Below are 26,692 nucleotides of genomic sequence, written 5' to 3' on the forward strand. Positions count from 1 at the left end.
TATAGGAAGTTTCTAATTTATGCTATGGGATTAATATTTATTTTGCGAAATAGTTTTCTAAATCGTCGCTACCGCCAATGTATTCTCCACCGATGAAGACTTGTGGTACGCTTGTTTTACCTGTAATAGCACGTACAGAAATGGTACTTGCATCACGACCTAACACGATTTCTTCAAAGGTGTAACCTTTCACTTTTAATAAACCTTTTGCTTTTGCACAGAATGGGCAGCCCGGTTTAGTGAAGATAGACACTGAAGGTTTTGCTTGCCAATCAGGTTTTAAGTATTTGATCATTGTATCTGCATCAGACACTTTGAACGGATCGCCCGGCTCATTTGGCTCGATGAACATTTTTTCCACCACGCCGTTGCGTACAAGCATTGAATAACGCCAAGAACGTTTACCAAAGCCAAGGTCATCTTTATCCACAAGCATACCCATACCTTCAGTAAATTCACCGTTACCATCTGGGATTACGGTAATGTTTTCTGCTTCTTGATCCGCTTTCCACGCGTTCATCACAAAAGTATCGTTTACAGATAAACAGATAATATCGTCCACACCTAAGGCTTTGAATTCGCACGCTAATTCGTTATAACGTGGTAAGTGTGTTGATGAACAAGTTGGGGTAAATGCACCCGGTAATGAAAATAACACGACCGTTTTGTTATCAAATAAATCTGAAGTGGTTACATCAACCCATTGATCGCCCTGACGAGTATGGAATGTTACTTGAGGAACTTTTTTTCCTTCCATTGTTGCTGTCATAATCTTTCTCCTATTGCGATTAAAATAATGATTTCTTATTGACGGGGTGAATTATAGTGAAAATCGTGATATAGTTACAAACGATTAATACCTATCCTTTTAATTGTTCCTTTCTATGATGGAGGAAGCAGAGAAAATATGAATATCCGTGATTTAGAATACTTAGTGGCGCTCGCCGAACACAAACATTTTCGCCGAGCCGCAGATGCCTGCCACGTTAGCCAACCAACCCTAAGCGGACAAATCCGCAAACTGGAAGACGAACTAGGCATCATTTTATTAGAACGCACTAGCCGTAAAGTGTTATTTACCCAATCGGGCTTGCTCCTTGTGGAACAAGCACGCACCGTATTGCGCGAAGTTAAAGTGCTGAAAGAAATGGCAAGCAATCAAGGCAAAGAAATGACTGGGCCATTGCATATAGGAATGATCCCAACCCTTGGGCCTTATCTGCTGCCTTATATTATGCCTGCACTGAAACAAGCTTTTCCTGATTTAGAGCTATTTTTATATGAAGCGCAAACTCACCAGCTGCTAGAGCAACTGGAAAGTGGACGTTTAGATTGCGCTATTCTTGCCACCGTGCCAGAAACCGAAGCCTTTATTGAAGTGCCATTATTTAAAGAAAAAATGTTGCTTGCAATTTCCCAAGAGCATCCTTGGGCAAAAGAGAACAGTATTCCAATGGACAAACTCAAAGGCTGCGAAATGCTAATGCTTGATGACGGCCATTGCCTGCGCGATCAAGCGCTGGGCTATTGCTTCACCGCAGGAGCAAAAGAAAATCCACATTTCCAAGCCACCAGCCTTGAAACCTTACGCAATATGGTGTCCGCCAACGCAGGAATAACCTTAATGCCAGAGCTTGCGGTGTTAAACGAAGGCAATCGCACAGGGGTAAAATACCTCCCTTGTGTGCCAGAACCCTCACGTACCGTAGCATTAATTTATCGCCCCGGTTCTCCATTAAGAATGCGTTATGAACGGGTGGCAAACACCATTAGCAGTATCATCACCCCGATCCTTCAACAAAAATAAGAGGGCAAAATGGCAGGCGTTCGTGCAATTCAAAAAGAAAAAACCAGACGCGCGTTGATCAGTGCAGCGTTTAATCAGCTCAGTGCGGAGAAAAGTTTTTCCAATCTGAGCTTGCGTGAAGTAGCAAGAGAAGCAGGTATCGCGCCCACCTCTTTTTATCGCCATTTTCGTGATATGGACGAACTCGGCTTAGAAATGGTGGACGAAGCAGGCCTAATGCTGCGCCAATTAATGCGCCAAGCACGAAAACGGTTGGAAAATGGCGGTAGCGTTATCGTGATTTCGGTGAATACGTTTTTTGAATTTATCACCCACAGCACCAACGTTTTCCGCCTATTATTGCGTGAAAGCTCTGGCACATCGCACGCGTTCCGCACCGCCGCTGCACGGGAAATTAAGCATTTTATTGACGAACTGGCAGAATATATTGCCGAACGCAATGGCTATTCCCGCCACATTGCTTATATTCAAGCCGAGGGCATTGTTACACTGGTGTTCACTGCTGGTGCGAATGCGCTGGATATGGCAAAAGAAGAACGAGAACAATTGAAAAATCGCGTTATCTTACAATTAAGAATGTTGGCAAAAGGGGCTGCCTATGCCGCCCAGAAAGAACAAAAAGAGCGGTGATTTTTTTTCTATTTTTTCTACTTTTATCGACTTAAATCCGTTCAAAATCGAGCGGATTTTTTATTTTCTCCCTTTCATTGACACTTCATTTAAAACCTTGTTAAGTATAGGTTAAACATTTGTTAAATAAGCATATTTTCTCTTTGATCTAGATCAGTCTTTCGTTTTTTAATGCAAAATTGTTTCAGTTCCAGTTACTCCAAATAGGTATAATTTCCGTAGGAAAAAATTATCAATTTAAAACTTTAGGAGAAATCATTATGAGTAACGTGGTTGAAAACACAATTAGCCCAGCTCAAGCAGAAGTGAACGCCTTGGTGGAAAAAGGCTTAGTCGCCTTAGAGGAATTCCGCCAGCTCAACCAAGAACAGGTTGATTACATTGTGGCGAAAGCCTCCGTTGCGGCACTCGATCAGCACGGTGTGCTTGCAATGCACGCTTATGAAGAAACAGGGCGTGGTGTGTTTGAAGACAAAGCAACGAAAAATTTATTTGCCTGTGAGTATGTGGTAAATAATATGCGAAATCTGAAAACCGTAGGGGTAATCAGCGAAGATGATGTAACGGGCATCACTGAAATTGCTGATCCCGTTGGCGTGATATGTGGGATAACACCAACCACAAATCCGACTTCCACCACCATTTTCAAATCCCTCATCGCGCTTAAAACACGTAATCCAATTATTTTTGCCTTCCACCCTTCAGCACAGCAATCTTCCGCTCACGCTGCGCGTATTGTTTATGATGCGGCAGTGGCAGCGGGTGCGCCAAAACATTGTATTCAATGGATTGAAACACCATCAATGGAAGGCACGGCAGCGTTAATGAAACACCCTGGTATCGCAACTATTTTAGCCACAGGCGGTAACGCAATGGTTGAAGCGGCTTATTCTTGCGGTAAACCTGCTTTAGGCGTAGGGGCAGGAAATGTGCCAGCTTATGTAGAAAAAAGCGCGGATCTTCAACAAGCAGTACACGATATTGTAATGTCCAAAGCCTTTGATAACGGAATGATCTGCGCATCTGAACAAGCGGCGATTGTTGATGCGGAAATCTATGACGATTTCATTAAAGAGATGAAATCTTACGGCGTTTACCTAGTCAATAAAAAAGAAAAAGCGATGTTGGAAGAATTTATGTTCGGCGCAAAAGCCAACAGCGCAAACTGTGCAGGGGCAAAATTAAACGCCAACGTAGTGGGTAAACCCGCCCATTGGATCGCGCAACAAGCAGGTTTTGAAGTGCCAGAAAAAACCAATATTCTTTTAGCTGAATGTAAAGAAGTTGGGCCAAAAGAACCACTCACCCGTGAAAAACTTTCCCCAGTGCTAGCCTTGCTTAAATCCCATTCCCGTGAAGAAGGGGTGAAACTTGCCGAGCAAATGGTGGAATTTAACGGTTTAGGCCATTCTGCTGCCATTCACACCAAAGATACAGCCCTTGCCAAAGAATTTGGCGAGCGTGTGAAAGCCATTCGTGTGATTTGGAATTCACCGTCCACTTTTGGTGGGATCGGGGACGTTTATAACTCCTTCTTGCCATCTTTAACTCTCGGTTGTGGCTCTTACGGTAAAAACTCCGTAGGCAACAACGTAAGTGCGGTGAATTTATTAAATATTAAACGAGTGGGCAGACGGAGAAATAATATGCAATGGTTTAAAGTGCCTTCAAAAATCTATTTTGAACGGGATTCAATCCAATATTTACAATCAATGAAAGGAATGGAACGCGTGGTGATCATCACCGACCGCACAATGGTAGATTTAGGCTTTGTAGAAAAAATTGCGAAACAAATCACCGCACGCGGCAATCACGTTACCTATCAATTATTCGCCGATGTTGAGCCAGATCCAAGCATTGAAACCGTACGCCGTGGGGTTGAGCTAATCCGTAGCTACAAACCAGACACCATTATTGCCCTAGGCGGTGGCTCATCAATGGACGCAGCGAAAGTAATGTGGTTATTCTATGAGCAACCTGAAGTGGATTTCCGCGATCTCGTACAAAAATTTATGGATATCCGTAAACGTGCCTTTAAATTCCCACAATTAGGACGCAAAGCACGCTTTATCGGTATCCCAACCACTTCAGGAACAGGTTCTGAAGTTACGCCATTTGCCGTGATCACCGAAGGTGATAAAAAATACCCAATCGCCGACTATTCACTCACCCCAACGGTCGCTATTGTCGATCCGGCGCTGGTAATGACCGTACCCGCTCACGTTGCCGCGGATACAGGGTTAGATGTGCTAACTCACGCAACGGAAGCCTATGTTTCGGTACTAGCCAATGATTTTACAGACGGCTTAGCGTTGCAAGCGATTAAATTAGTGTTTGAAAATCTTGAACGTTCCGTAAAAGAAAAAGATCCAGAAGCCAGAGAGAAAATGCACAACGCCTCAACGATGGCAGGAATGGCATTCGCCAATGCGTTCTTAGGAATGAACCACTCTCTTGCCCATAAAATTGGTGGCCGTTTCCATACGCCTCACGGACGCACCAACGCCATTTTAATGCCACACGTTATCCGTTATAACGGTACACGTCCGCAAAAAGTGGCAACTTGGCCGAAATATAATCATTACAAAGCCGATGTGAAATACCAAGAAATCGCACGTATGCTAGGCTTACCTTGTGCTACGCCAGAAGAAGGCGTGAAATCTTTCGCGCAAGCTTGTTATGATTTAGCTGCTAGCGTGGGCATTCAAATGTCTTTCAAAGAACAAGGTATTGATGAACAAACTTGGCTCGATGCGCGTCGTGATGTGGCATTGCTTGCCTTTGAAGATCAATGCTCGCCAGCTAACCCACGCTTGCCATTAGTGGAAGATATGGAAGTGATCTTAACCAATGCTTATTATGGCTATGAAGCAAGCCAGTATTAATTGGTAAAAATAAAAAACCACCGTTTTAAAAGAGCGGTGGTTTTTTTATTAGAAAGTATTTTAATAATCCGTTGATATTTTAATTGTACTTGATAAAATTTTTCATAATTAATTGAACCGTAAGAAATTTTGTTATGCCAAGCATAACAAAAGAATTAGGCATTTTAAAACCGCTTTTTTGAGAATTTATCTGACACGAACAGGCTTTTTGTCTTCCATCAGCCAAAAAGAAAAGGTCAAAAATGGCAAGGATTATGACAAACAAATACTTGAACAAGTATTTGGTGTATCACGATTTTTTAAATTTCGTCAAAGATACATCGGCAAATAAAAAGCAGTTTTGCTAGATTTTATTCGCAAAACCATATGTACAGTCGGGCGATCAGACGTGGCTACACGCCCTGCTATTCTAATACAATCTACAATAAAATTGTTATGTTGCCACAGCCAATTAAATAAGGATTTTAAATGATGAGTAATATGATTCAAGACGAACTACATCAAGCCCTGAAATCACTGCCAGAATATTGGGCAGATGAAAACCAAACCACGCTCAACAAACCTAAGCTGATTGATGCAGCCGAAAAAACCGACCCCGTCATTATCGGATTATTGTTGCAAAACGAAACGTTGAAACGTCATTTTTTTACTAAAATTGGTGGTGCATGGGTATTCAAAATGCAGGAATTTCGTTTTTTCTTAGATAAACACAGTGTAAACAACTCTTACACCCGATTTGCCAACCGCATAGGCTTGACAGATGGTAAACGCTTTTTAAAAGACAGCAGCGATATTGTGTTGGATTTTCCGTTTAAAGACTGTGTGTTAAATGGCGGACAAAGCACCGAAGAAGGCGAAGAGATTTATTTTAAACGCAATAACAGCCAGCCAGCCAGCCAGCCAGCCAGCCAGCCAGCCAGCCAGCCAGCCAATTATACACCAAATTAACCCGAAAAAGACAAGAAATCTTTTTTAATCAAATACTTGCTTTTGATGAAATTGACCGACTTTTTGACGCAAAAGCATTCTCAAAATTCTCTCGCCACACCGCAGACGGCAAACAAGCCGTTGGCGAAATCAAACGACATTTTGACGGCACGCCAGCCGAAAATCTCATTATCAAAGGCAATAATCTAATAGCCCTGCATTCGCTTGCCAAGCAGTTTAAAGGCAAAATCAAACTAATTTATATTGACCCACCGTATAACACGGAAAACGATAGTTTTAAATATAACGATAAATTTTCACATTCCACGTGGCTCACTTTTATGAAAAATCGCTTAGAAATTGCGAAAACTTTATTAGCTGATGATGGTGTGATTTTTATCCAATGTGATAACAATGAATATTCATACTTAAATGTTTTACTTAATGATATTTACAGTAGAAACAATCATATGAATACAATTATTTGGAAAAAAGTTAAAAGTGCTAAAAAACAAAGCTCATTTTTATCTAATGTGGTTGAATATATATTAGTTTATTCTAAAAATGGTAAATCAAAAATTAACAAACTTTTCCTTAAAAAGGTTGAAGAGGCAGATTTTAAAAATTACCCATATATTGAAGAAAATACAAATAGAAGGTATGGTTCGTTTGACTTTACTCAAAAAGGTCAAGGTCAGGCAAGATATTTTAATGGTAAATTACTAGAGCCACCAAAAGGAAAACATTGGATTTGGGGACAAGAAGAAATTGATAAAGGTATTAAAGCAGGAAGAATTATTTTCACAAAAAATGGAACACCTAGGGTTAAACGGTATCTTGACGATAAAGAAGGCAATCCATTATCTGATTTATGGAATGATGATGAAGTCCAAATTATCTCGGCTAACGATGCCCAAAGAGTTGAAGATTTTGATGGACAAAAACCAGAAGCACTAATCAAACGAATTATTGAACTAACAACCAACGAAAACGACATAGTCCTAGACTACCATTTAGGTAGCGGCACAACCGCCGCCGTTGCTCACAAAATGAACCGCCAATACATCGGTATTGAACAAATGGATTATATTGAAACGCTTGCCGTTGAACGCTTGAAAAAAGTGATTGATGGCGAGCAAGGCGGTATTTCCAAAGCCGTGAATTGGCAAGGTGGTGGTGAGTTTGTCTATGCCGAGCTTGCTCCATTTAACGAAACCGCAAAACAACAAATTTTGGCTTGTGAAAGTTCAGACGACATCAAAACGCTGTTTGATGAATTATGCGAACGCTATTTCCTAAAATACAACGTCAGCGTAAATGAATTTAGCCAAATTATTGAAGAGCCTGAATTTCAATCTTTGCCATTAGACGAACAAAAACAAATGATGCTTGAAATGTTAGATTTAAATCAAATGTATGTTTCATTATCTGAAATGGATGATGAACAATTTGCAGGTTGCTTAAACGATGACGATAAAGCGTTAAGCCGTGCGTTCTATCAAGCGGAGAAAAAAGATGGCGAATGATAAAACTTTGTTTGAAGTGATTGAAAATGAACGTAAAGCGGTTAAAAAATACAAGCCTGAATTACTTGAAATGCCTGAATTTGTTTCCAAAAACTTAAAATATGATTTTTTTGAATGGCAAAAATCTGCCCTTGAAAACTTTTTGATTTTTGACCGCACTTCAGAGCTAGATGATTTCCCTGATTTAAAAAATAAGCCAACGCATTTGCTATTTAATATGGCAACAGGAGCCGGCAAAACAATGATGATGGCGGCGTTGATTTTGTATTATTTTGAAAAAGGGTATCGGCATTTTTTGTTTTTTGTCAATCAAAACAATATCGTGGATAAAACGGAAAATAATTTTATTGACCCGGCGCACGCAAAATTTTTATTTACCAAAAAGATTTTGCAAGGCGATACGGTAATTCCCATTCGCAAAGTGGAAACGTTCAGCCCACATTCAGACGGCATTGAAATTAAATTTACCAGTATTCAAAAACTGTATAACGATATCCACACCGAGCGAGAAAACCAAACCACATTGGCAGATTTGCACAAATTGAACCTTGTGATGCTGGGCGATGAAGCACACCATTTAAACGCACAAACCAAAAAGGGAAAATCAGCAGAACTCGATTTGGATAAGGAAATTACAAGACAAACCAGTGAAGCGGAAATTGAACGCAAGGGCTGGGAGCATATGGTTTTAGAGTTGTTGCTGAATAAAAACGGTAATCCTAGTGAAAATGTATTGCTGGAATTTACCGCTACGCTACCTGAAAACACGGAAGTGCAAGAAAAATACCGTGACAAAATCATCACGAAGTTTGATTTAAAAGATTTTTTGAGTAAAGGTTACACCAAGTCGATTAACTTGGTTTCTTCCACTTTTGATAAAAAAGAACGTGTATTGCACGCTTTGTTTTTTGCCTGGTATCGCCATCAAATTGCATTGAAATATGGGATTGCAAATTTCAAGCCTGTGATGCTGTTTCGCAGTAAAACGATTGATGAGTCCAAAGCGGATTATCGAGAATTTTTACAATGGGTACAGCGTATTCAAGTAGCAGATTTTGCATTTTTAAATCGACTTTCAGATAACCTAAAAACAGACGAAAACGAAAATGAACAAGGCAAAACACGCACCGAACAAGCATTGACATTTATGCGTGAACAAGGCTTAGAACACAGCAATATTGCTGATTGGATTCGCCAGTCGTATCAAGCACATAATGTGATCATTACCAATTCTGAAACCAATAAAACAAAAAAAGAAAAAACCGATGAAGCAACAGAAAAATTGTTGAACAATTTGGAAGCGGCAGATAATCCCATCCGAGCTATTTTTACTGTTGATAGATTAACCGAAGGCTGGGACGTATTGAATTTGTTTGATATTGTGCGTTTGTATGAAGGGCAAAATGGCGGTGGTACAAACAAAAAAGCAGGAAAAACAGCATCTGCAACAGTTTCAGAAAAGCAGTTAATCGGGCGTGGTGTACGTTATTTTCCTTTTATGTTTGAAGATAAATTACCCAATAAGCGTAAATTTGATGAAAACCAACAACACGATTTGCGTGTGTTGGAAGAATTGTTTTATTACACGCACGATGAAAAATCTCGTTATATTTCTGAATTAAAGGCGGAATTACGTAAAGATGGTTTCCTGCCTGAAAATACAGATAAGGTTTTAGTCAAAATTGGATTGAAAGAAAAATTTGCACAAGATGAAAGTTTTAGAAACATTCTGATTTGGGTAAACGAAAAAAAAGCCAATCCACATGCGAAAGTCCATAATGCGGATAGCTTGAAAGCTAATCTACAAACGTTGTCGTTTACCACACACGGCAGTCAAATTTTGCTGGAAACTCAATTTAAAGCCGATGAAAAAGATGAACAATCCCAACAAATTGGCAAACAGACCGCATTTACCCAAATAATCAAAGTTTCAGAAATGGATAGGCATATTTTCAATAAGGCGTTGCATATTAAAGGAAAAAAGGCAAATTCTTTGTTTCATTTTAACCAGTTGCAAACTAAGCTGAATATTGCCAGACGTGATGAATTGCAAATGGATTTACTCAAAGATTGGAAGATTGAATTTTTGGGTTTAGACGAAAGCAAAAATATTAGCCCTGCTGATAAATTACAGGCTTGTTTGATGGTGCTGGATAAAGTTGAAACCCATTTAAATCAAAGCGATAAGCCATTTATAGGAACAACCGAATTTACGCCTAAAAACTTGTGGAAAATTTTTGGCAAACCAAAACAGAAATGGGTTGAAAAATCCCAAATTAAACAATCTGTTATTCAAAAGTATGATTGGTATGTAATGGATAACTTTATCGGCAACGCTTTGGAAGAAAATTTGATTACCTTTATTGCCAATCAATTGGGTAATTTGCAAACCAATTATGATGTGAGGTTAATTCGCAATGAAGAAGTGTTGAGATTAGCCAATTTTGATGATGGCGAGGGTTTTATGCCTGATTTTATTTTGTTATTGAAAGATAAACAAAAATCTTCTTCAAATGGTATAACTGACTTTTTACATTATCAGATTTTTATTGAACCAAAAGGAAATCATTTACTAGAAGCAGATGCTTGGAAACAACAGTTTTTGAATGAGATTACCAATAAATATGGTAAAGATAAAATTTTGAGTCACGATACACCGCATTATCGTTTGATTGGCTTGCCCTTTTTTGCTGATAAAGAGGAAAGTCCTGAACAATATGAAAAGTTCAAGCAGTTATTTCCCATCGGCTAATTAAAATCATAAAAATCAAATTATTTTTAAATGAGATTACAAGAAAGATCGGAATATTTTCATCGCTAACAATATATAAAGCAATTTTATTAATTGGCTGACCCTATCCCAAATTCTGTGTAAACACCCATTTCAACTTAACGGTGATCGTCGAGGCGATCACCAAAATCAATCATAAAACGATTCATTGCCTGTTTCCAGTTTTGAATCGGCATTGTCCATTTCTTTGACGCATCTTTCATCGCCAGCCATATTACCTTGAACACCGACTCATCCGTCGGGAATACATTGCGTTTTTTAATGACTCGCCGAATCACGCTATTGAGTGACTCCACCGCATTGGTGGTATAAATCGCTTTGCGAATATCCGACGGATAATCAAAAAATGTCGCGATATTCGCCCAATTCTCCTCCCAACCTCTCGCTACAAGCGGGTATTTTTCCTGCCATTTTTGCGAAAGTGCGGTCAAATTCTCGCGTGCTTGCATCTCCGTCGGGGCTTGATACACCTGTTTTAAATCCGCAGTCACCGCCTTGTAATCTTTCCATGACACATATTTCAAACTATTACGCACCAAATGCACAATGCAAAGCTGAATCTTGGTTTGGGGATAAACGGCATTAATGGCGTCAGGAAAGCCTTTTAAACCGTCCACACACGCAATTAAAATGTCTTTTAAACCGCGATTTTGCAGCTCTGTTAGCACGTTTGCCCAGAACTTCGCGCCTTCGTTTTCGGCAATCCAGAGTCCGAGTAATTCTTTATGCCCCTCCAAATTCACACCCAACGCCACAAAGACGGACTTGTTGATAATCCGCCCGTCTTGACGCACTTTGACCACGATGCAATCCAAATAAACAATCGGATACACCGCATCAAGCGGGCGATTTTGCCATTCCAAGACGCGCTCTTTAACCGAATCTGTCACGCGAGAAATCAAGCTCGTTGACACATCAGCATCATAGAGTTCTTTGAACATTTCGACGATTTCTTGATTGCTTAAGCCTTTGGCATATAAGGCGATAATCTGCTCGTCCATTCCGGTAATTCGGGTTTGGTTTTTCTTGATAAGCTGCGGTTCAAAGGTGCCCTCACGGTCACGAGGGGTATCAATTTCCATTTCACCCTCATCACACATCACAGTTTTGGACGTATAGCCGTTACGCGCATTTTTGCCTTTTCGTGGCTGATGTTTTTCATAACCAAGGTGGTCAGTCAGTTCCGCGTTTAGGGCTGCTTCGACCGTGATTTTTTTGAGCATTCGAGAAAACTGATTAAGGTCTTCCGGTGTTTTGAGGTGTTTGGCAAATTCCGCTGCCAAGGCGTGGAGTTGTTTTTCGTTCATAATAAAATACCTGTATCTAATGTATTATCTCAGAAACAGGCATTTACACAAATTGTGGGAGAGGCTCAATTACCTAGAATCAGAAAGAGCGTTCCTCGAACGCTCTTTACTGGTGTTGCCTTTATCAACGGATTGTTAAAACACAGCCTTTTATTCAAAAGTTAGCTGTTGCAGCTTTCACAAGCGGCAGTAAACATCCACACTAATTTTTCTTGCTCTTTGATGTAGTCGCTCATTTGTGAAGCGGTGCCTTCATCATCTGCATCAGCGGCTAAGGCTAAGATTTCACGTTGTTGTTTTAACAAGGTTTTGAAACCGCTTAATGTGCCACTTAAACAGTCTTGTGCTGCACTCACGCCTGTATGTTCTTTGATTAAAGATTTGGTTAAATACTCGCTGAACGCATTGCTTGGCGTGTAGCCTAACGTCAAAATACGCTCTGCGATTTCGTCCACTTTCACCACTAAATCATCATAAATTTCTTCAAATTTTGCGTGTAATTCAAAGAAGTTTACCCCTTTAATGTTCCAGTGATAACCGCGCACGTTCATATAAAATACTTGATAAGTCGCAAGTAAGTTATTGAGTTCTTGTGCTAATTTTTCTGAAGTGGCTTTGTCTAAGCCGATATTTGTTGCCATAGTATGTTCTCCTCTGTTTTGTTGGAAATATAATAGGGATTAATCCCTTACAAATAAAATGGATATAAATGATAGATTTGATAGCCTAAAGCTATTTATTGTTAAAAGTTCGATAGCTTTAAGTTTTCAACCAGTTAGCAATTAACGCCTTACCCAGTTCTGAAATATAAGATTCTGGGTGAAATTGTACGCCAAAAATTGGCAAATGGCGATGCTGCATTGCCATAATTACTTCTTCTTCACAAGTAGCAGTAATTTCTAATTCTGACGGAAAATTCTGCGTCGATACCGCCCACGAATGATAAAGCCCAATTTGAAATTGCGAGGGCAAGCCTAAAAATAAGGCAGAATTTGACCGCACTTTGATTTGCTTTGCCTGCCCGTGTCGCACTTGTGGCAAATTATACAAGGTTGCACCAAAAAACTGGCACAGGGTTTGATGCCCAAGGCAAACACCCAAAATTGATTTGCTATGCTGATAGCGCTCCAACATCGCAAACAGTTGTGGATAAGCACTCGGCACATCAGGGCCGGGGGAAATCAAAATATGACTGAAATTATCCACTTCATCAAGGTTTAGCTGTTCCACATTTACCACAGAAAACGGCACGTCAAATTGACGAATTAAATCCACTAAATTATAGGTAAAAGAATCGTGATTATTGATAATTAATAAATTTGTGTTCATCTCAGGGATTCACTACAATGACCAAAATGTTTGTTATCTTACTTGATTCATCGCCCTTATGCCATTTAATCACTTTGTGCAGCAAGCCAACCGTTTAGGTGCGCAACGCACGCCCTTTTTCTTTTTGATTGATTTTGAACAGCGAAAGCCCATCATTTGCCCCCTTACACAATGCGCAGAGCAAGGCATTTGGTTTGAATTTGCTAGTCAAAATAATCTTTCAACGGCACAAAAAGCCAGCCCAAAACAGCCCTTTAAGCTAGAAAAATTTCCCATTGATTTCGCCACTTATCAGCAAGGTTTTGAGATTGTGCAACAGGCGTTACAGCAAGGCAATTCCTATTTGCTTAATCTGACTTATGCCACGCCGATTGCGATAAATTACGATCTCAATACGCTTTTTTCTGCTACGCAAGCGAAATATAAGCTCTTGTTTAAAAAAGAGTTTGTCTGCTTTTCCCCAGAGCCTTTCGTGAAAATCGCGCATAACCAAATTTTCACTTACCCAATGAAAGGCACGATTAACGCCAACTTGCCTGATGCAGAAAATCAATTACTCAATTGTGAAAAAGAGCAACGGGAACATTACACTATTGTGGATTTAATGCGTAATGATCTGGCTATCGTAGGGCAAAATGTGCAAGTAAAACGTTTTCGTTATTTAGAAAAGATTTTCACTGAACGTGGTGCGATCTGGCAGACAAGTTCAGAAATCTGCGCCGATCTTAAGGAAAACTGGCAAGCCAACATCGGCACAATGCTTAGCCAGCTTTTACCCGCAGGCTCAATCAGCGGTGCGCCGAAAGAAAAAACCGTTGCCACCATTCAACAAGCGGAATTAGCACCACGGGGCTATTACACTGGCGTGTTTGGCATTTTTAACGGCGAAAGCCTAGAAAGTGCAGTGGCAATTCGCTTTATTTCTCAGCAAAACGGAAACACTGCTTTCCACAGTGGCGGCGGCATCACCATTCAAAGCCAAGCCGCGCAAGAATATCAAGAATTGTTAGAGAAAATTTATGTCCCACTTAAACTTCAGCAAGGAACAAAATAATGGATTTTCCCCTGTTTGAAACCCTGTGCATTGAAAATGGGCAAGTGCAAAATCTTGCCCTGCACCAACAGCGTTATGAAAACAGCCTGAGTGAATTTTATGCAGGGCAACCTTATGAAATTTTTTCCCTCGCAAAAATTCTGCAAAAAAACACCGCTCTTTGGGCAAATCTTCAAAGCCCAATTATCCGCTGCCGTATCGACTACAACGCCACGCAATATCACCTGCAATGTTTTCCTTATCAACGTAAAACCTACCAACGCTTCCAGCCCGTGATTTGCGATGACATTGACTACCACCTGAAATATAGCAACCGCGCCATTTTCAACGAATTGCTAAAACAAAAAGGCGATTGTGATGAGATTATGATTATCAAAAATGGTAAGGTAACGGATTGCTCCATTGGTAATCTGGTGTTACGCCAAGGATCACAATGGTTCACCCCTGACAGCCCCTTATTAATCGGCACCCAACGCACCGCATTACTGCAACAAAATAAAATCAAAGTGCGGTCAATTTTTCTCACGGATTTAGCTGATTACGAGGAAATCAGACTGATTAATGCGTTAAATCCGTTGTGAATATTTCTACCAATCTCCTGCGTGGGCTTCAACCTATAAAAGGGGGAAATTGTAGAATGAAGCATACTCTATTTGAATAACCACAAAGCACGGTGGAAAATTTCGAGATTTTTTACCGCACTTTGTGATTTTAGGGTATGCTAGGCACTTTCCTTATGGCTGAAATAGTTAAAAGATAGATAAAATGAGCAACGAAATTAAACTGAATTATCACAAAACCCATTTTCTGACGAGTGCGCCGAATATTCGCGTGTTGCCTGAAGATAGCGGTATGGAAATTGCCTTTGCAGGGCGTTCTAACGCAGGGAAATCCACCGCACTTAATGCATTGACCAACCAGAAAAACCTTGCCCGTACCTCCAAAACTCCAGGGCGGACGCAATTAATTAATGTGTTTGAAGTGGAACCGTTCTACAAATTGGTGGATTTACCGGGCTATGGCTATGCTGCCGTACCTGAGCAAATGAAAATCCAATGGCAGAAGGCTTTGGGTGAATATTTGCAAAAACGTGAATGTTTAGGCGGTGTAGTGATTTTAATGGATATTCGCCACCCCTTGAAAGATTTAGACCAACAGATGATTGAATGGGCGGTGTCCGCTGATTTGCCTGTACTATTATTGCTCACCAAAGCGGATAAACTGAGCCAAAGCGCCGTGAGCAAGCAAGTGAAAATGGTGCGCGAAGCCATTTTGCCATTCCAAGGCGATGTGCAAGTAGAAGCCTTTTCCGCCTTGAAAAAACAAGGCATTGATAAACTAGCAAGAAAATTGGATAGCTGGTTTAGCGCTGTAATTGTGGAAGATGAAGAAGCGTAATCAATGAAAAAGTGCAGGGGAAATTCTGCACTTTTTAAAATCAGTAACAATTCTGCAAAAGCAATCTCTTACCTAAAAAACTTCTCACTACATCAATAGACTGCCCGATCAATTTTCTCGATCCCGATCGCAAAAAAGTGCGGTGGGAATTTTCTTTGTTTTTGGCTTTTTCTATATTAGTTCTTCAAATGAAATGAGATAAAGGATAATAAATGTCGTTAGCCATTGTTTATAGCCGTGCGTCAATGGGGGTGCAAGCGCCGCTGGTGACTATTGAAGTGCATTTAAGCAACGGGAAACCGGGTTTTACCCTTGTGGGCTTGCCAGAAAAAACGGTGAAAGAAGCACAAGATCGCGTGCGAAGTGCGTTGTTAAATGCCAATTTTAAATACCCTGCCAAGCGGATTACGGTGAACCTTGCGCCAGCGGATTTACCTAAAGACGGCGGGCGTTTTGATCTGCCCATTGCCATTGGGATTTTAGCGGCTTCTGAACAAGTTAATCCTGAACGTTTAAAGCAATTTGAATTGTTGGGGGAGCTGGCTTTAACAGGGCAATTGCGTGGGGTTCACGGCATTATTCCTGCAATTTTAGCGGCTAAAAAAGTACGCCGTTGCCCGATTATTGCCAGACAAAATGCTAATGAAGCGGCTTTAGTCGCCGATCAAAAAAGTTATTTTGCGCAAAATTTATTAGAGGTGGTGCAATTTATTAATGAACAAGAAAAACTGCCCCTTGCCACGGATTTAACCACGCAAAGTGCGGTGAATTTTTCTTTTAAAAATCAAGCAGATTTAACGGATATTATTGGTCAGCAACACGCTAAACGAGCCTTAACCATCGCCGCCGCAGGGCAACATAATTTATTGCTTTTAGGGCCACCTGGTACGGGAAAAACAATGTTGGCGAGCCGTTTAACGGGATTATTGCCAGAAATGACCGAGCAAGAAGCCATAGAAACTGCTTCCGTTACTAGCCTTGTACAAAATGAGCTAAATTTTCAAAACTGGAAACAACGCCCATTTCGCGCGCCCCACCACAGTGCGTCTTTGCCTGCTTTGGTGGGAGGGGGGACGATCCCAAGACCGGGGGAAATTTCTCTTTCGCATAATGGCGTGTTGTTTTTAGATGAGCTACCAGAGTTTGAGCGCAAGGTGCTAGATGCTTTGCGTCAGCCATTAGAAAGTGGTGAAATCATTATTTCACGCGCTAATGCGAAAATCTGTTTTCCAGCGAGATTTCAACTGATTGCAGCAATGAACCCAAGTCCTACTGGGCATTACACTGGTGTGCATAATCGTACTTCACCACAACAGGTGATGCGCTATTTGAATCGTCTTTCAGGGCCGTTTTTAGATCGCTTTGATTTATCCATTGAAGTCCCCCTTTTGCCTAAAGGTGCATTACAACACATTGAAAATAAAGGGGAAACCAGCGAGCAAGTGCGGTCAAAAATTATTAAGGTTCGTGAAATTCAATTTGCCCGCGCTGGAAAAATCAACGCACATTTAAGTAGTAAAGAAATTGAGCGAGATTGCAAAATTAGCTCGCAAGACGGCATTTTTCTTGAAAATACGCTCACTCAATTAGGGCTTTCTGTGCGTGCTTATCACCGTATTTTAAAAGTGGCTCGCACCATTGCAGATTTGCATAATGAAAAGCAAATCCAACGCCCTCATTTGGCCGAAGCGCTTTCCTATCGGGCGATGGATCGACTATTGCAGAAACTTTCAAAAAATATGGGGTAACATCTCGGTAAAAAGCTACTCAAACCAAATCAGCGATGCCATTCGGCCTGTTTGCTTATCACGGCGGTAAGAGAAAAACGCTGTTTTTTCAAGATAAGCGCAATGCTCGCCACCACTAATTTGCGAAATGCCTAATTTGTTAAGACGTAATCGGGCGATGTGGTAAAGATCCGCGAGGTATTTGCCTTGCTCACTAGAATCTGGCACAAAGGCTTGTGCAGCATTGGGATCTTGCGCGATAAATTGTTGGCGAACCTCTTCCCCCACTTGGAATGATTTTGGCCCGATAGCAGGGCCTAGCCACGCGATAATCTCTTGTGGTTCGGCTTGGAATTGTTGCATCGTTTGCTCTAACACGCCATCACATAAGCCACGCCAACCTGCGTGTGCGGCGGCAACTTCCGTACCTTGTTGGTTGGTAAACAAGACAGGCAGGCAATCTGCGGTCATTACAAGGCAAACTTGGTTCGGTTGGTTGGTGTAAACCGCATCGGCATCTAAATTGTTGCCCTCATAAGGCAAGCGGATCACCCTTGTGCTGTGAGTTTGATTTAGGAAAAGCGGAAACTGCGGCAAATGAAATTGTTCCACCAACAAAGTGCGGTTGGTTTTTACTGAATTTTTGTCATCGCCAACGTGATCGCCCAGATTAAAGCTATCATAAGGCGCTTGGCTAACGCCACCTTGGCGCAAGGTAGTGAAAGCGTGGATATTGGCAGGAGCTGCCCAGTTTGGTTTAAGTGCGTCCATTTTAGTAATCCAATTCATCTTTATGAGCAAGGTAATCGGCTTTTAAGGCATTCACTAAGCCAACGAAATCCTCTGGTAATGGCGCGTACCATTCCATTAACTCCCCTGTGATTGGGTGTTCTAAGCGTAACATTATGGCGTGCAACGCTTGGCGTTTGAAATCACGCAAGGTGGTGAGTAATTCCTCGCTGGCGTTTTTCGGTGGGCGTGGGCGTCCGCCGTAAGTTTGATCGCCTAATAATGGGTGGGCGATATGCGCCATATGCACGCGAATTTGGTGAGTTCGCCCAGTTTCAAGGCGTAGGCGCAGGCGCGTGTAATTACGGAAACGTTCCATAATGCGATAATGCGTTACCGCTGGCTTGCCCATTGGGTGAACCGCCATATGAGTACGCTTGGTTGGGTGGCGCGCCATTGGTTCGTCCACGGTGCCGCCTTGGGTCATAATGCCGTAAGCAATGGCTTCATATTCACGGGTAATTTTGCGTTTTTGCAGATCTCGCACCAATTTAGTTTGTGCAGGAATGGTTTTTGCCACCACCATTAAGCCGGTGGTGTCTTTGTCTAAGCGGTGAACAATGCCCGCTCTTGGCACTTCTGCAATCGGCGGATAATGATAAAGCAAGGCATTGAGTACTGTGCCATTCGGGTTGCCTGCCCCAGGGTGAACCACCATATCTTTTGGCTTATTGATGACTAAAATATCATCATCTTCATACACAATATTGAGCGGAATATTTTCTGGCTCAAAACGGGTTTCATCTTCCACTTCAACATTGATGGTAATCTGTTCGCCGCCATAAACTTTACTGCGTGGCACATTCACCACTTCACCGTTTACTTTCACCAGATCGCTTTCGATCCAAGTTTTTAAACGTGAACGAGAATAGTCCGGGAACATTTCCGCTAAGCTTTGGTCTAAACGTTGTCCCATTTGGCTGGGCAGAACTTCTGCCGATAAAGTAAGATATGCCATAAATAAATCCGTGAATAATTTGCTTATTTAGCAATGTGCTATAAAATAGGGAGCATTGTAACTTATTTATCATTGCTCGTAAAAAAGGAATCATCAATGCGTAAATTAAAATCTCTCGTCCTGATTGCGCTTAGCGCTTTCGTTATTACCGCCTGTTCAAACAGTTCGCGTGAAATTGAGCAAGCCTCACCACAGGAACTTTACACTAAAGGGCAAGCCTATTTACAAGATGGCGATTACTCTCAGGCAATTCGCTATTTAGATGCGTTAAAAACTCGTTACCCTGGTAGTAACTACGATGCGCAAAACCAACTCAATTTGATTTACGCTTACTATAAAGCAAAAGATTACACCAAAACCCTTGCTACGGCAGAACGTTTCTTGCAACAGTATCCAAACACATCACGCTTAGACTATGTGGTATATATGGCAGGTTTAACCAACTTCTCAATGGGAGAGAACGCATTCCAAGATTTCTTTGGAATTGATCGCGCAACCCGTGAAGCCACTGCATTTAAACGTGCTTTTGCAAATTTCCAAACCGTTGTTCAGCATTTCCCAAATGGCCCTTATGCACAAGATGCGATTTTGCGTATGGCCTATATTAAATCGAGCTTAGCGCGCCACGAATTAGCCATTGCCAAATTCTATATGAAACGTAACGCTTACGTTGCAGTAGCAAACCGTGTGGTGGGAATGTTACAACAATATCCTGATACAAAGGCAACCCTTGAAGCATTACCATTAATGAAAGAAGCCTATGAGAAAATGAACTTGACCGACTTGGCAAATAAAACCCAAGTGTTGATTGATGCAAATAAAGACAAACAATTTGCAGATGTTGAGAAACCAGCAGATCCAGAAATCGCACTACCAAGTGGACAATAGTTCTCGTCATTCTTGATATAACAACGGCAAGCAGTACGCTTGCCGTTTTTTATTTTCCTTTAAGAAGTGCATTATATTAGTGCTAAAAGTGCGGTTAAATTTCCCCACAAATATGCACGGCGGTGTTACTTCCTTCTAATAGCTGAATAATGCTCTCTGACGGTGGGGTATCGGTAAATAAATGGCTCAGCTCGGTGAGTGATCCCAAACATACCATTGCGCGGCGGTTAAATTTGGAATGATCAGTTGCCAAAATAGTGCTACGCGAGCTTTCCATAATCGCACGTTTTACCTGCACCTCGTGATAATCATAGTCTAACAATGTGCCATCGCTATCAATGGCGCTAATGCCGAGAATACCAAAATCTAAGCGGAATTGTTTGATAAATGCCACGGTGGCTTCACCGATAATGCCGCCGTCTTGGCGCAGCGATCCGCCCGCCATTGTGATGTCAAAACTTTTATTTTGCATCAGAATGTAAGCGGCATTCAGGTTATTGGTCACAATGCGTAAATTTTTGTGATTTAACAAGGCATTCGCCACCGCTTCTGGGGTTGTGCCGATGTCCATAAATAACGATGAACCATTGGGAATAATTTTCGCCACTTCTTCGGCAATGCGTCTTTTTTCTGTTGAAAAGAAGTGCTTACGTTCCACATAATCAGAATTTTCTGATGTGGAAGGGGAAGCCGCGCCACCGTGATGACGGCTGATTAAATTATTTTCTGCCAGTTCATTCAAATCGCGGCGAATGGTCTGTGGGCTAACCCCAAGCAGGCTAACTAAATCTTCCGTGCTTAAATAACCATTTTGTTTCACTAGCGAAATGATCTTTTTATGACGAAGGGATTGTTTCATTGCTTCTTCCTGATGTTGTGTTTATTTTTAAATTGTTTTTTGTGGCTTGGCAAACAAGATTTTTACCCCAGCTAATACAACGCCCGTTAATAAGCCCGTGATGTGCGCGGTGTTCCCCATAGAAACCCCAATCAAGGGGCTAACAAAACCAAAGGCGATACCAACAAGGAGCATTGTAAAAAAGCCTTGCGGTAAATGAAAGGGGTGCTGACGACTAAATTTATCCAATACCAGAACATAGCCTAACACCGCATACACCACGCCAGATAATCCGAAAAATGCAGGCCCTGATGCCATATTTTGCGCAAAACCACTAATAAACGCAGAAAGCAGATACAACAGCACCAGCGTTGCTGTGCCAAATTTCTGTTCAATTTTCCCAGCAAAAATCCACCACCACACCAAATTGAAGGTGATATGCCAAGGGGAAAGGTGGACAAGGCTATGCGTGAAATAGCGCCAAAGCTTGGATTGTTCCGCATAGCCGTCTGGATAATGGGTGGCTAGCAAAATGTCTTGATTAAAACCAAGTAGCTGAAAAAGGTAAATAATCAGGCAAAGTGCGGTTAAAAAAACGGTAAATTTTTGTTGTTTCCACTGGGAAAACTGAGGAAATTTCCACCGCACTTTGTCTTCATCAACTTGTTCAATTTTGCCTGTTTCCCAGCTGGCTTGTTGATAACGCGAATGGGTAGGATCTTGCAAAAAGGCCTGTGCTTCTTGTTCTATTTTGGAGAATAATGGATCATCCTCATCAGCAAACACGGCAAAAATCGCTGGTTGCCCCTGCTGTGAAATTTCTTGAACGGATAAATTACGTTGATACTTCGCCAAAATATAATCACGAAAATGAAAAGCAAAGTTACGAATTTCACTACCAAATAAATATTGCATTTGCTATATTTCAACTCTTTAATTTGATGATGTTATGGTGAAATAAATGAATAACCAAAAAATGCCCTCTGGCTTTAGCCCTTTCACTTGGGCGCTCGCTATTTTTTGCCTACCTATTTTGCTTTGGCCCTTGGCGCTACTTATCTCGCCAAATTTACTGAAAAACCCCAGTTTAAGTGATTTGCAAACTACGTTGATGTCGATTTTTTTCTGGGTTTATCCTTTTATTTTAGGCATTAGCGCAAGAATACTTTACCTCATTCATCAACGCAATGCCCAACAAGGCAAAGCCTTGCTTATCCTAAGTGCGGTGATTTTTTACGGCATTTTAGGCTATGTGGCAATGGTGGGATTTAGGGTTTAATTAACTATAAATTAAAAGTTACCACTTTCCCTGTTGGAAGTTGGACAGAAAGGTTTAATGCTCCCCCCATTGCTTCTACATAGCGTTTTACGGAAGAAAGGCGAATGTCGTTGCCGCGTTTTTCTAATGCAGCAACAGAGGGTTGCTTAATATTTAAGGCTTCAGCGATTTCTTGTTGCGAAATTTCTAATTCTTCACGAATACGATATAGTTGCAATTCCATCCGCATTTCTTCTGACATTTTCTTCACTACTGCTTTTTCGTCTTCCGATAATTCCGCCATTAAATCTTGAAAATCTATACTCATTTTTTATTCTCCATTTCAAATTTGGAAAGATATGCGTCATAAACTTGCTCTGCAATTTCAATCATTTCACGATAAAATAACTTTTCATTTTTACCTTTTTTATTCCCACCACATAGCACAATAGCTTGACGAATAGGATCAAAAATAAAAAATAATCGAAAAACAGAAGATTTAGATTGTACCCTTAACTCTTTCAGATTGGGGTATTTAGAGCCTTGCAACGTATCGGCATAAGGTCGGCCTAATTGAGGCCCTTCTGCTGATAGCAAATCCAACGCCGCATAGATTTTTAAAACTTCATCTCGTGGTAATGTTTTTAACCAATCAACAACAGGCTCTTGCAATAAAACTCGCCATATGTGCTTCATTCCCCCTCCTTGATTCATAGATTATAATCTATAACCATAAAAGAGCAATATCCATTTTTATTGAAAATCAGGCGAACCCTGTTCGCCTATTCGTTATAAAATAATGTCTAGTTCGTTGTAAGCGCGTTGCACTTTTTGCAAGGCTTTTTCCACACTTTCATCGCGAGCTAACACCACACCCATTCGGCGATGGCCTTGCACTTCCTCCTTACCAAATAAACGAATATCCGTATTGGGTTCAGCCAACACCTTTTCTAAACCCGCAAATTGTACTTGGTTAGAATGTCCGTCCACCACAATGGCTTTAGATGCCGCTGGGCTAATAAGATTAATTTGTGGAATGGGCAAACCTAAAATCGCACGGGCGTGCAAGGCAAACTCAGAGAGTTCTTGCGAGATCAGGGTAACCATTCCTGTATCGTGCGGACGTGGTGAAACTTCATTGAAAATCACATCGTCCCCCGCCACAAACATTTCCACGCCAAAAATCCCGCGTCCGCCAAGTGCGGTGGTAATTTTTTCCGCAATTCGCTGCGCTTTGGCTAATGCCGCCGCTGACATTGCTTGTGGCTGCCAAGATTCACGATAATCGCCGTTTTCTTGACGATGACCAATCGGCGCAAAGAACGAAGTGCCACCAATATGGCGAACCGTAAGCAAGGTGATTTCATAATCGAATTTGACAAAACCTTCCACAATCACACGCCCCGCTCCCGCACGTCCACCTTGTTGGGCATAATCCCAAGCGGCTTGTAACTGATCGAGCGATTTCACGATACTTTGCCCGTGTCCTGAGGAAGACATAATCGGCTTCACCACACAAGGAACGCCAATTTTTTCCACCGCGCTTTGAAAATCTGCAAAATTATCCACAAATTGATAAGGCGAAGTGGGCAGCCCTAACTCTTCCGCCGCCAAACGGCGAATGCCTTCGCGGTTCATTGTTAAGCGTGTAGCTTTCGCCGTAGGCACAACATTAAAGCCAGCTTGTTCTAGTTCTACCAAGGTTTCTGTGGCAATCGCCTCCACTTCTGGCACGATATAATCAGGCTGTTCTTTTTCAACCAAGGCTTTCAACGCCTCGCCATCAAGCATTGAAATGGTATAAGCACGGTGTGCCACTTGCTGCGCTGGCGCATTTTCATAACGATCCACTGCAATCACTTCCACACCTAAGCGTTGCAATTCAATTACCACTTCTTTACCCAGCTCACCAGAACCTAACATCATCACTTTGGTGGCTTTTGGTGTCAGTACAGTACCTAATGTTGTCATTGTGTTTTCCTTATTTTTAAATATTATCCGTCAGATAAATTATTTAATGTCGATGAAACTGAATTCTTTTTTCCTTAGCTTAAATATAAAAAAATCTGTATTCAGATTTGAATACAGATTTTTTAATTAAGAAAAAATTAATTTACTTTTTCCACTTGACCAAATTCTAATTCCACAGGGGTGGCTCGGCCGAAGATGGAAACGGAAACTTTAAGACGCCCTTTGTCATAATCGATTTCTTCCACCATTCCATTAAAGTCTGCAAATGGACCATCTTTAACGCGAACTTCTTCACCTGGTTGGAATACGGTTCTTGGTTTCGGCTTATCAGAATTTTGCTCAAGGCGATTTAAGATAATGTCTGCTTCGCGGTTGCTAATTGGCGCTGGCTTATCTGGCGTGCCACCGATAAAGCCCATTACGCGCGGCACACTGCGCACCAACTGCCAAGTGTAATCATTCATTTCCATTTGTACTAAAACATAGCCTGGGAAATATTTACGCTCACTTTTACGGCGCTTACCGCCTACATTTTCAACCACTTCTTCGGTCGGCACAAGCACTTCACCAAATTGATCTTCCATTTGGTGTAGCTTAATGTATTCTCTTAATGTGGCTGCTACTCGCCCTTCAAACCCAGAGAAGGCTTGCAAAACATACCAACGTTTTTTTACTGTATTTTCTGTCATGTTAGAATCTCAAATCGGTTAAAAAGGTGATTACTGTAACAATAATTGAGTCAATTCCCCATAAAATGAGAGAAACAAATACGGTTACGCCCATTACGATCAACGTGGTTTGCATTGTTTCAGCACGAGTTGGCCAAACAATTTTTCTCAATTCAGTGCGAGATGCGCTAAGGAAAGCTCTTGCTTTTGTACCTTGGTTAGTAATAGCCAACACACCTGCTGCTGCAAGTAATAAGATCACTACCGCAACAACTCGAATCGGGGTAGAAAATTGATCTGCAAAATAAATATTTCCCACTGCTGCTACGGCAATAATCACAATACCGAGTAGCCATAAAAAGGTATTTAATCCTTTCGATTTTTCACGATTTTCCGCTTGTTCAACGTGTTTCTTTTTATCAATATTTGACGCCATAATTGTATCCATTATTCAATTAAAATCGGGATGCTGTTTTGAACGGGGAATTGTAGCATTTTCTGATTTTATTGCCTATTAAAAATAAGAGAAATTTTCGTGATTTTATAGGATAAAGATAGGGAACTTGGTAGGAAGAAAAAATAATTAAAATTCATACCGCACTTTATTCGCTATTTTGAGCGAAAAGTGCGGTGATTTTTTCCAACTTTTTTATTCAAAAATCCAAGCAAAACAAAAGGGCATCTTTCGATGCCCTCTCTTAGCTTTTAGCTTTTCTAGTGTTACCTAGCAATCATCATTATTTGATGATTTTCGCTACAACACCCGCACCTACTGTACGTCCACCTTCACGAATCGCAAAGCGTAAACCTTGGTCCATCGCGATTGGGTGAATTAAGCTTACTGTCATTTTGATGTTATCGCCTGGCATTACCATTTCCACGCCTTCTGGTAACTCGATTGTACCTGTTACGTCAGTTGTACGGAAATAGAATTGTGGACGGTAACCTTTGAAGAATGGAGTATGACGACCACCTTCTTCTTTCGATAATACGTAAACTTCTGATTCGAAGTCTGTGTGTGGTGTGATTGAACCTGGTTTCGCTAATACTTGACCACGTTCGATTTCTTCACGTTTTGTACCACGTAATAATGCACCGATGTTTTCACCCGCACGACCTTCGTCAAGTAATTTACGGAACATTTCTACACCTGTTACGGTAGTTTTCGCAGTTTCTTTGATACCTACGATTTCTACTTCATCACCAGTGCGGATAATACCACGCTCTACACGGCCTGTTACTACGGTACCACGACCTGAGATTGAGAATACGTCTTCGATTGGTAATAAGAACGGTTGGTCAATCGCACGCTCTGGCTCTGGAATGTAAGTGTCTAAGTGGTTTGCTAACTCAAGGATTTTTTCTTCCCATTGTGCATCGCCTTCTAACGCTTTTAACGCTGAACCACGTACGATTGGTGTATCATCACCTGGGAAATCATATTGAGATAGAAGTTCACGCACTTCCATTTCTACTAATTCTAATAACTCTTCGTCATCTACCATATCGCATTTGTTTAAGAATACGATGATGTATGGTACACCTACTTGGCGACCTAATAAGATGTGCTCACGAGTTTGTGGCATTGGGCCATCTGTCGCTGCTACTACTAAGATTGCACCGTCCATTTGTGCCGCACCAGTAATCATGTTTTTAACATAGTCCGCGTGTCCCGGGCAGTCAACGTGTGCGTAGTGACGTGTTGGAGTATCGTATTCAACGTGTGAAGTGTTGATGGTGATACCACGCGCTTTTTCTTCTGGCGCGTTATCAATTTGGTCAAATGCGCGTGCCGCACCACCGTAGTGTTTCGCTAATACGCTGGTGATTGCTGCTGTTAAAGTTGTTTTACCATGGTCAACGTGGCCGATTGTACCCACGTTTACGTGCGGTTTTGTACGTTCAAATTTTTCTTTAGACATTGCTAATGTTTCCTTTATG

General features: G+C 41.3%; 26 protein-coding genes and 1 pseudogene. 13 read left to right on the top strand and 14 right to left on the bottom strand.

Features of this window, described 5'->3' with window-relative positions; all coding sequences use genetic code 11:
* Nucleotides 1-37 precede the first annotated feature (37 nt).
* Complete coding sequence (locus L5B76_RS05540; RefSeq protein WP_265754590.1) at nt 38-769, bottom strand: glutathione peroxidase; 732 nt, start codon at nt 767-769, stop codon at nt 38-40.
* A gap of 138 nt (nt 770-907) precedes the next feature.
* On the opposite strand from L5B76_RS05540, the gene oxyR reads away from it, so the two are divergent.
* The 7 genes and pseudogenes from oxyR (at nt 908) to L5B76_RS05575 (ending at nt 10,527) form a co-directional block, all read left to right on the top strand.
* Nucleotides 908-1,807: a DNA-binding transcriptional regulator OxyR gene (oxyR, locus tag L5B76_RS05545; RefSeq protein WP_265754592.1), complete on the top strand. Its 900-nt coding sequence runs from the start codon at nt 908-910 to the stop codon at nt 1,805-1,807.
* A gap of 9 nt (nt 1,808-1,816) precedes the next feature.
* Entirely contained in the window at nt 1,817-2,437 is a 621-nt protein-coding gene (gene fabR, locus L5B76_RS05550; protein ID WP_115248821.1) for an HTH-type transcriptional repressor FabR, read from the top strand.
* A gap of 260 nt (nt 2,438-2,697) precedes the next feature.
* Nucleotides 2,698-5,322 carry a bifunctional acetaldehyde-CoA/alcohol dehydrogenase gene (gene adhE / locus L5B76_RS05555; protein WP_265754593.1) on the top strand — a complete coding sequence of 875 codons (2,625 nt, stop codon included), beginning with the start codon at nt 2,698-2,700 and terminating at the stop codon, nt 5,320-5,322.
* Nucleotides 5,323-5,576: 254 nt separating this feature from the next.
* A pseudogene (locus L5B76_RS05560) lies at nt 5,577-5,794 on the top strand (hypothetical protein); the annotation flags it as partial.
* On the top strand, nt 5,794-6,270 hold the full coding sequence (locus tag L5B76_RS05565) for a site-specific DNA-methyltransferase (RefSeq protein ID WP_326938266.1): 477 nt from the start codon (nt 5,794-5,796) through the stop codon (nt 6,268-6,270). The pseudogene L5B76_RS05560 and the gene L5B76_RS05565, both read left to right, overlap by 1 nt.
* Before the next feature lie 50 nt (nt 6,271-6,320).
* Nucleotides 6,321-7,775 carry a site-specific DNA-methyltransferase gene (locus L5B76_RS05570; protein WP_442780791.1) on the top strand — a complete coding sequence of 485 codons (1,455 nt, stop codon included), beginning with the start codon at nt 6,321-6,323 and terminating at the stop codon, nt 7,773-7,775.
* Nucleotides 7,765-10,527 (top strand): DEAD/DEAH box helicase family protein, encoded by a 2,763-nt coding sequence (locus tag L5B76_RS05575; RefSeq protein ID WP_265754595.1) that lies wholly within the window; start codon nt 7,765-7,767, stop codon nt 10,525-10,527. The genes L5B76_RS05570 and L5B76_RS05575 overlap by 11 nt, the downstream gene beginning before the upstream one ends.
* A gap of 137 nt (nt 10,528-10,664) precedes the next feature.
* On the opposite strand, the gene L5B76_RS05580 is transcribed toward L5B76_RS05575, so the two are convergent.
* The 3 genes from L5B76_RS05580 to L5B76_RS05590 all read right to left on the bottom strand — a co-directional run bounded on the left by L5B76_RS05580 (nt 10,665) and on the right by L5B76_RS05590 (nt 13,202).
* Nucleotides 10,665-11,873: an IS256 family transposase gene (locus L5B76_RS05580; RefSeq protein ID WP_013745008.1), complete on the bottom strand. Its 1,209-nt coding sequence runs from the start codon at nt 11,871-11,873 to the stop codon at nt 10,665-10,667.
* A 161-nt stretch (nt 11,874-12,034) separates the two neighbouring features.
* Nucleotides 12,035-12,514, bottom strand: coding sequence for a Dps family protein (locus L5B76_RS05585; RefSeq protein WP_103853920.1), 480 nt, complete (start codon nt 12,512-12,514; stop codon nt 12,035-12,037).
* Between the two features lie 118 nt (nt 12,515-12,632).
* Nucleotides 12,633-13,202 carry an anthranilate synthase component II gene (locus L5B76_RS05590; RefSeq protein ID WP_265754596.1) on the bottom strand — a complete coding sequence of 190 codons (570 nt, stop codon included), beginning with the start codon at nt 13,200-13,202 and terminating at the stop codon, nt 12,633-12,635.
* Nucleotides 13,203-13,260: 58 nt separating this feature from the next.
* On the opposite strand from L5B76_RS05590, the gene L5B76_RS05595 reads away from it, so the two are divergent.
* The 4 genes from L5B76_RS05595 (at nt 13,261) to L5B76_RS05610 (ending at nt 17,402) form a co-directional block, all read left to right on the top strand.
* The gene (locus tag L5B76_RS05595) at nt 13,261-14,256 is read left to right on the top strand and encodes an aminodeoxychorismate synthase component I (RefSeq protein WP_265754597.1); all 996 of its coding nucleotides are present in this window, start codon (nt 13,261-13,263) and stop codon (nt 14,254-14,256) included.
* Nucleotides 14,256-14,837 carry an aminotransferase class IV family protein gene (locus L5B76_RS05600; RefSeq protein WP_265754598.1) on the top strand — a complete coding sequence of 194 codons (582 nt, stop codon included), beginning with the start codon at nt 14,256-14,258 and terminating at the stop codon, nt 14,835-14,837. Before L5B76_RS05595 ends, L5B76_RS05600 begins: the two co-directional genes overlap by 1 nt.
* A gap of 184 nt (nt 14,838-15,021) precedes the next feature.
* Complete coding sequence (yihA, locus tag L5B76_RS05605) at nt 15,022-15,654, top strand: ribosome biogenesis GTP-binding protein YihA/YsxC (RefSeq protein WP_265754599.1); 633 nt, start codon at nt 15,022-15,024, stop codon at nt 15,652-15,654.
* A 212-nt stretch (nt 15,655-15,866) separates the two neighbouring features.
* Nucleotides 15,867-17,402, top strand: coding sequence for a YifB family Mg chelatase-like AAA ATPase (locus L5B76_RS05610; protein ID WP_265754600.1), 1,536 nt, complete (start codon nt 15,867-15,869; stop codon nt 17,400-17,402).
* A gap of 15 nt (nt 17,403-17,417) precedes the next feature.
* Here the strand turns inward: L5B76_RS05610 and pgeF are convergent, their stop codons facing one another.
* On the bottom strand, nt 17,418-18,152 hold the full coding sequence (gene pgeF / locus L5B76_RS05615; RefSeq protein ID WP_265754601.1) for a peptidoglycan editing factor PgeF: 735 nt from the start codon (nt 18,150-18,152) through the stop codon (nt 17,418-17,420).
* 1 nt (nt 18,153) lies between these two features.
* Nucleotides 18,154-19,128: a 23S rRNA pseudouridine(1911/1915/1917) synthase RluD gene (gene rluD / locus L5B76_RS05620; protein ID WP_103855312.1), complete on the bottom strand. Its 975-nt coding sequence runs from the start codon at nt 19,126-19,128 to the stop codon at nt 18,154-18,156.
* Between the two features lie 96 nt (nt 19,129-19,224).
* Here rluD and L5B76_RS05625 point away from each other — a divergent pair, with 96 nt between their 5' ends.
* Nucleotides 19,225-20,016 carry an outer membrane protein assembly factor BamD gene (locus L5B76_RS05625; protein WP_265754602.1) on the top strand — a complete coding sequence of 264 codons (792 nt, stop codon included), beginning with the start codon at nt 19,225-19,227 and terminating at the stop codon, nt 20,014-20,016.
* Between the two features lie 94 nt (nt 20,017-20,110).
* On the opposite strand, the gene L5B76_RS05630 is transcribed toward L5B76_RS05625, so the two are convergent.
* Together L5B76_RS05630 and L5B76_RS05635 are read right to left on the bottom strand one after the other, a co-directional pair.
* Nucleotides 20,111-20,875, bottom strand: a complete 765-nt coding sequence (locus L5B76_RS05630) for a DeoR/GlpR family transcriptional regulator (protein ID WP_194751349.1) — start codon at nt 20,873-20,875, stop codon at nt 20,111-20,113.
* Nucleotides 20,876-20,902: 27 nt separating this feature from the next.
* Complete coding sequence (locus tag L5B76_RS05635) at nt 20,903-21,769, bottom strand: rhomboid family intramembrane serine protease (RefSeq protein WP_265754603.1); 867 nt, start codon at nt 21,767-21,769, stop codon at nt 20,903-20,905.
* A gap of 46 nt (nt 21,770-21,815) precedes the next feature.
* Between L5B76_RS05635 and L5B76_RS05640 the strand changes: the two genes are divergently transcribed.
* Nucleotides 21,816-22,133, top strand: a complete 318-nt coding sequence (locus tag L5B76_RS05640; RefSeq protein WP_265754604.1) for a DUF5389 domain-containing protein — start codon at nt 21,816-21,818, stop codon at nt 22,131-22,133.
* 4 nt (nt 22,134-22,137) lie between these two features.
* On the opposite strand, the gene L5B76_RS05645 is transcribed toward L5B76_RS05640, so the two are convergent.
* From L5B76_RS05645 to tuf, 6 genes are all read right to left on the bottom strand, one after another.
* Nucleotides 22,138-22,440, bottom strand: coding sequence for a helix-turn-helix domain-containing protein (locus tag L5B76_RS05645; protein ID WP_265754606.1), 303 nt, complete (start codon nt 22,438-22,440; stop codon nt 22,138-22,140).
* Nucleotides 22,437-22,808: a type II toxin-antitoxin system RelE/ParE family toxin gene (locus L5B76_RS05650; RefSeq protein ID WP_265754607.1), complete on the bottom strand. Its 372-nt coding sequence runs from the start codon at nt 22,806-22,808 to the stop codon at nt 22,437-22,439. Before L5B76_RS05650 ends, L5B76_RS05645 begins: the two co-directional genes overlap by 4 nt.
* A 93-nt stretch (nt 22,809-22,901) precedes the next feature.
* Nucleotides 22,902-24,083 (bottom strand): formate-dependent phosphoribosylglycinamide formyltransferase, encoded by a 1,182-nt coding sequence (gene purT / locus L5B76_RS05655; protein WP_265754608.1) that lies wholly within the window; start codon nt 24,081-24,083, stop codon nt 22,902-22,904.
* A 137-nt stretch (nt 24,084-24,220) separates the two neighbouring features.
* Nucleotides 24,221-24,772, bottom strand: coding sequence for a transcription termination/antitermination protein NusG (nusG, locus tag L5B76_RS05660; RefSeq protein WP_115248807.1), 552 nt, complete (start codon nt 24,770-24,772; stop codon nt 24,221-24,223).
* A gap of 1 nt (nt 24,773) precedes the next feature.
* Nucleotides 24,774-25,187: a preprotein translocase subunit SecE gene (gene secE, locus L5B76_RS05665; protein WP_265754609.1), complete on the bottom strand. Its 414-nt coding sequence runs from the start codon at nt 25,185-25,187 to the stop codon at nt 24,774-24,776.
* A 301-nt stretch (nt 25,188-25,488) separates the two neighbouring features.
* Complete coding sequence (tuf, locus tag L5B76_RS05670; RefSeq protein ID WP_265754610.1) at nt 25,489-26,673, bottom strand: elongation factor Tu; 1,185 nt, start codon at nt 26,671-26,673, stop codon at nt 25,489-25,491.
* Between the last annotated feature and the right edge of the window lie 19 nt (nt 26,674-26,692).

The organism is Avibacterium sp. 21-594 (genome assembly GCF_026226815.1).
Taxonomy (GTDB): Bacteria; Pseudomonadota; Gammaproteobacteria; order Enterobacterales; family Pasteurellaceae; genus Avibacterium; species Avibacterium avium.

Coding starts and splice junctions, on each gene's coding strand:
- purT (WP_265754608.1), bottom strand. CDS start 24,083: ATGACAACATTAGGTACTGTACTGACACCAAAAGCCACCAAAGTGATG.
- L5B76_RS05590 (WP_265754596.1), bottom strand. CDS start 13,202: ATGAACACAAATTTATTAATTATCAATAATCACGATTCTTTTACCTAT.
- L5B76_RS05540 (WP_265754590.1), bottom strand. CDS start 769: ATGACAGCAACAATGGAAGGAAAAAAAGTTCCTCAAGTAACATTCCAT.
- L5B76_RS05640 (WP_265754604.1), top strand. CDS start 21,816: ATGAATAACCAAAAAATGCCCTCTGGCTTTAGCCCTTTCACTTGGGCG.
- oxyR (WP_265754592.1), top strand. CDS start 908: ATGAATATCCGTGATTTAGAATACTTAGTGGCGCTCGCCGAACACAAA.
- L5B76_RS05565 (WP_326938266.1), top strand. CDS start 5,794: ATGAGTAATATGATTCAAGACGAACTACATCAAGCCCTGAAATCACTG.
- fabR (WP_115248821.1), top strand. CDS start 1,817: ATGGCAGGCGTTCGTGCAATTCAAAAAGAAAAAACCAGACGCGCGTTG.
- L5B76_RS05595 (WP_265754597.1), top strand. CDS start 13,261: ATGCCATTTAATCACTTTGTGCAGCAAGCCAACCGTTTAGGTGCGCAA.
- L5B76_RS05650 (WP_265754607.1), bottom strand. CDS start 22,808: ATGAAGCACATATGGCGAGTTTTATTGCAAGAGCCTGTTGTTGATTGG.
- L5B76_RS05630 (WP_194751349.1), bottom strand. CDS start 20,875: ATGAAACAATCCCTTCGTCATAAAAAGATCATTTCGCTAGTGAAACAA.
- L5B76_RS05585 (WP_103853920.1), bottom strand. CDS start 12,514: ATGGCAACAAATATCGGCTTAGACAAAGCCACTTCAGAAAAATTAGCA.
- yihA (WP_265754599.1), top strand. CDS start 15,022: ATGAGCAACGAAATTAAACTGAATTATCACAAAACCCATTTTCTGACG.
- L5B76_RS05625 (WP_265754602.1), top strand. CDS start 19,225: ATGCGTAAATTAAAATCTCTCGTCCTGATTGCGCTTAGCGCTTTCGTT.
- L5B76_RS05600 (WP_265754598.1), top strand. CDS start 14,256: ATGGATTTTCCCCTGTTTGAAACCCTGTGCATTGAAAATGGGCAAGTG.
- L5B76_RS05580 (WP_013745008.1), bottom strand. CDS start 11,873: ATGAACGAAAAACAACTCCACGCCTTGGCAGCGGAATTTGCCAAACAC.
- adhE (WP_265754593.1), top strand. CDS start 2,698: ATGAGTAACGTGGTTGAAAACACAATTAGCCCAGCTCAAGCAGAAGTG.
- rluD (WP_103855312.1), bottom strand. CDS start 19,128: ATGGCATATCTTACTTTATCGGCAGAAGTTCTGCCCAGCCAAATGGGA.
- pgeF (WP_265754601.1), bottom strand. CDS start 18,152: ATGGACGCACTTAAACCAAACTGGGCAGCTCCTGCCAATATCCACGCT.
- nusG (WP_115248807.1), bottom strand. CDS start 24,772: ATGACAGAAAATACAGTAAAAAAACGTTGGTATGTTTTGCAAGCCTTC.
- L5B76_RS05635 (WP_265754603.1), bottom strand. CDS start 21,769: ATGCAATATTTATTTGGTAGTGAAATTCGTAACTTTGCTTTTCATTTT.
- L5B76_RS05610 (WP_265754600.1), top strand. CDS start 15,867: ATGTCGTTAGCCATTGTTTATAGCCGTGCGTCAATGGGGGTGCAAGCG.
- secE (WP_265754609.1), bottom strand. CDS start 25,187: ATGGCGTCAAATATTGATAAAAAGAAACACGTTGAACAAGCGGAAAAT.
- L5B76_RS05645 (WP_265754606.1), bottom strand. CDS start 22,440: ATGAGTATAGATTTTCAAGATTTAATGGCGGAATTATCGGAAGACGAA.
- L5B76_RS05575 (WP_265754595.1), top strand. CDS start 7,765: ATGGCGAATGATAAAACTTTGTTTGAAGTGATTGAAAATGAACGTAAA.
- tuf (WP_265754610.1), bottom strand. CDS start 26,673: ATGTCTAAAGAAAAATTTGAACGTACAAAACCGCACGTAAACGTGGGT.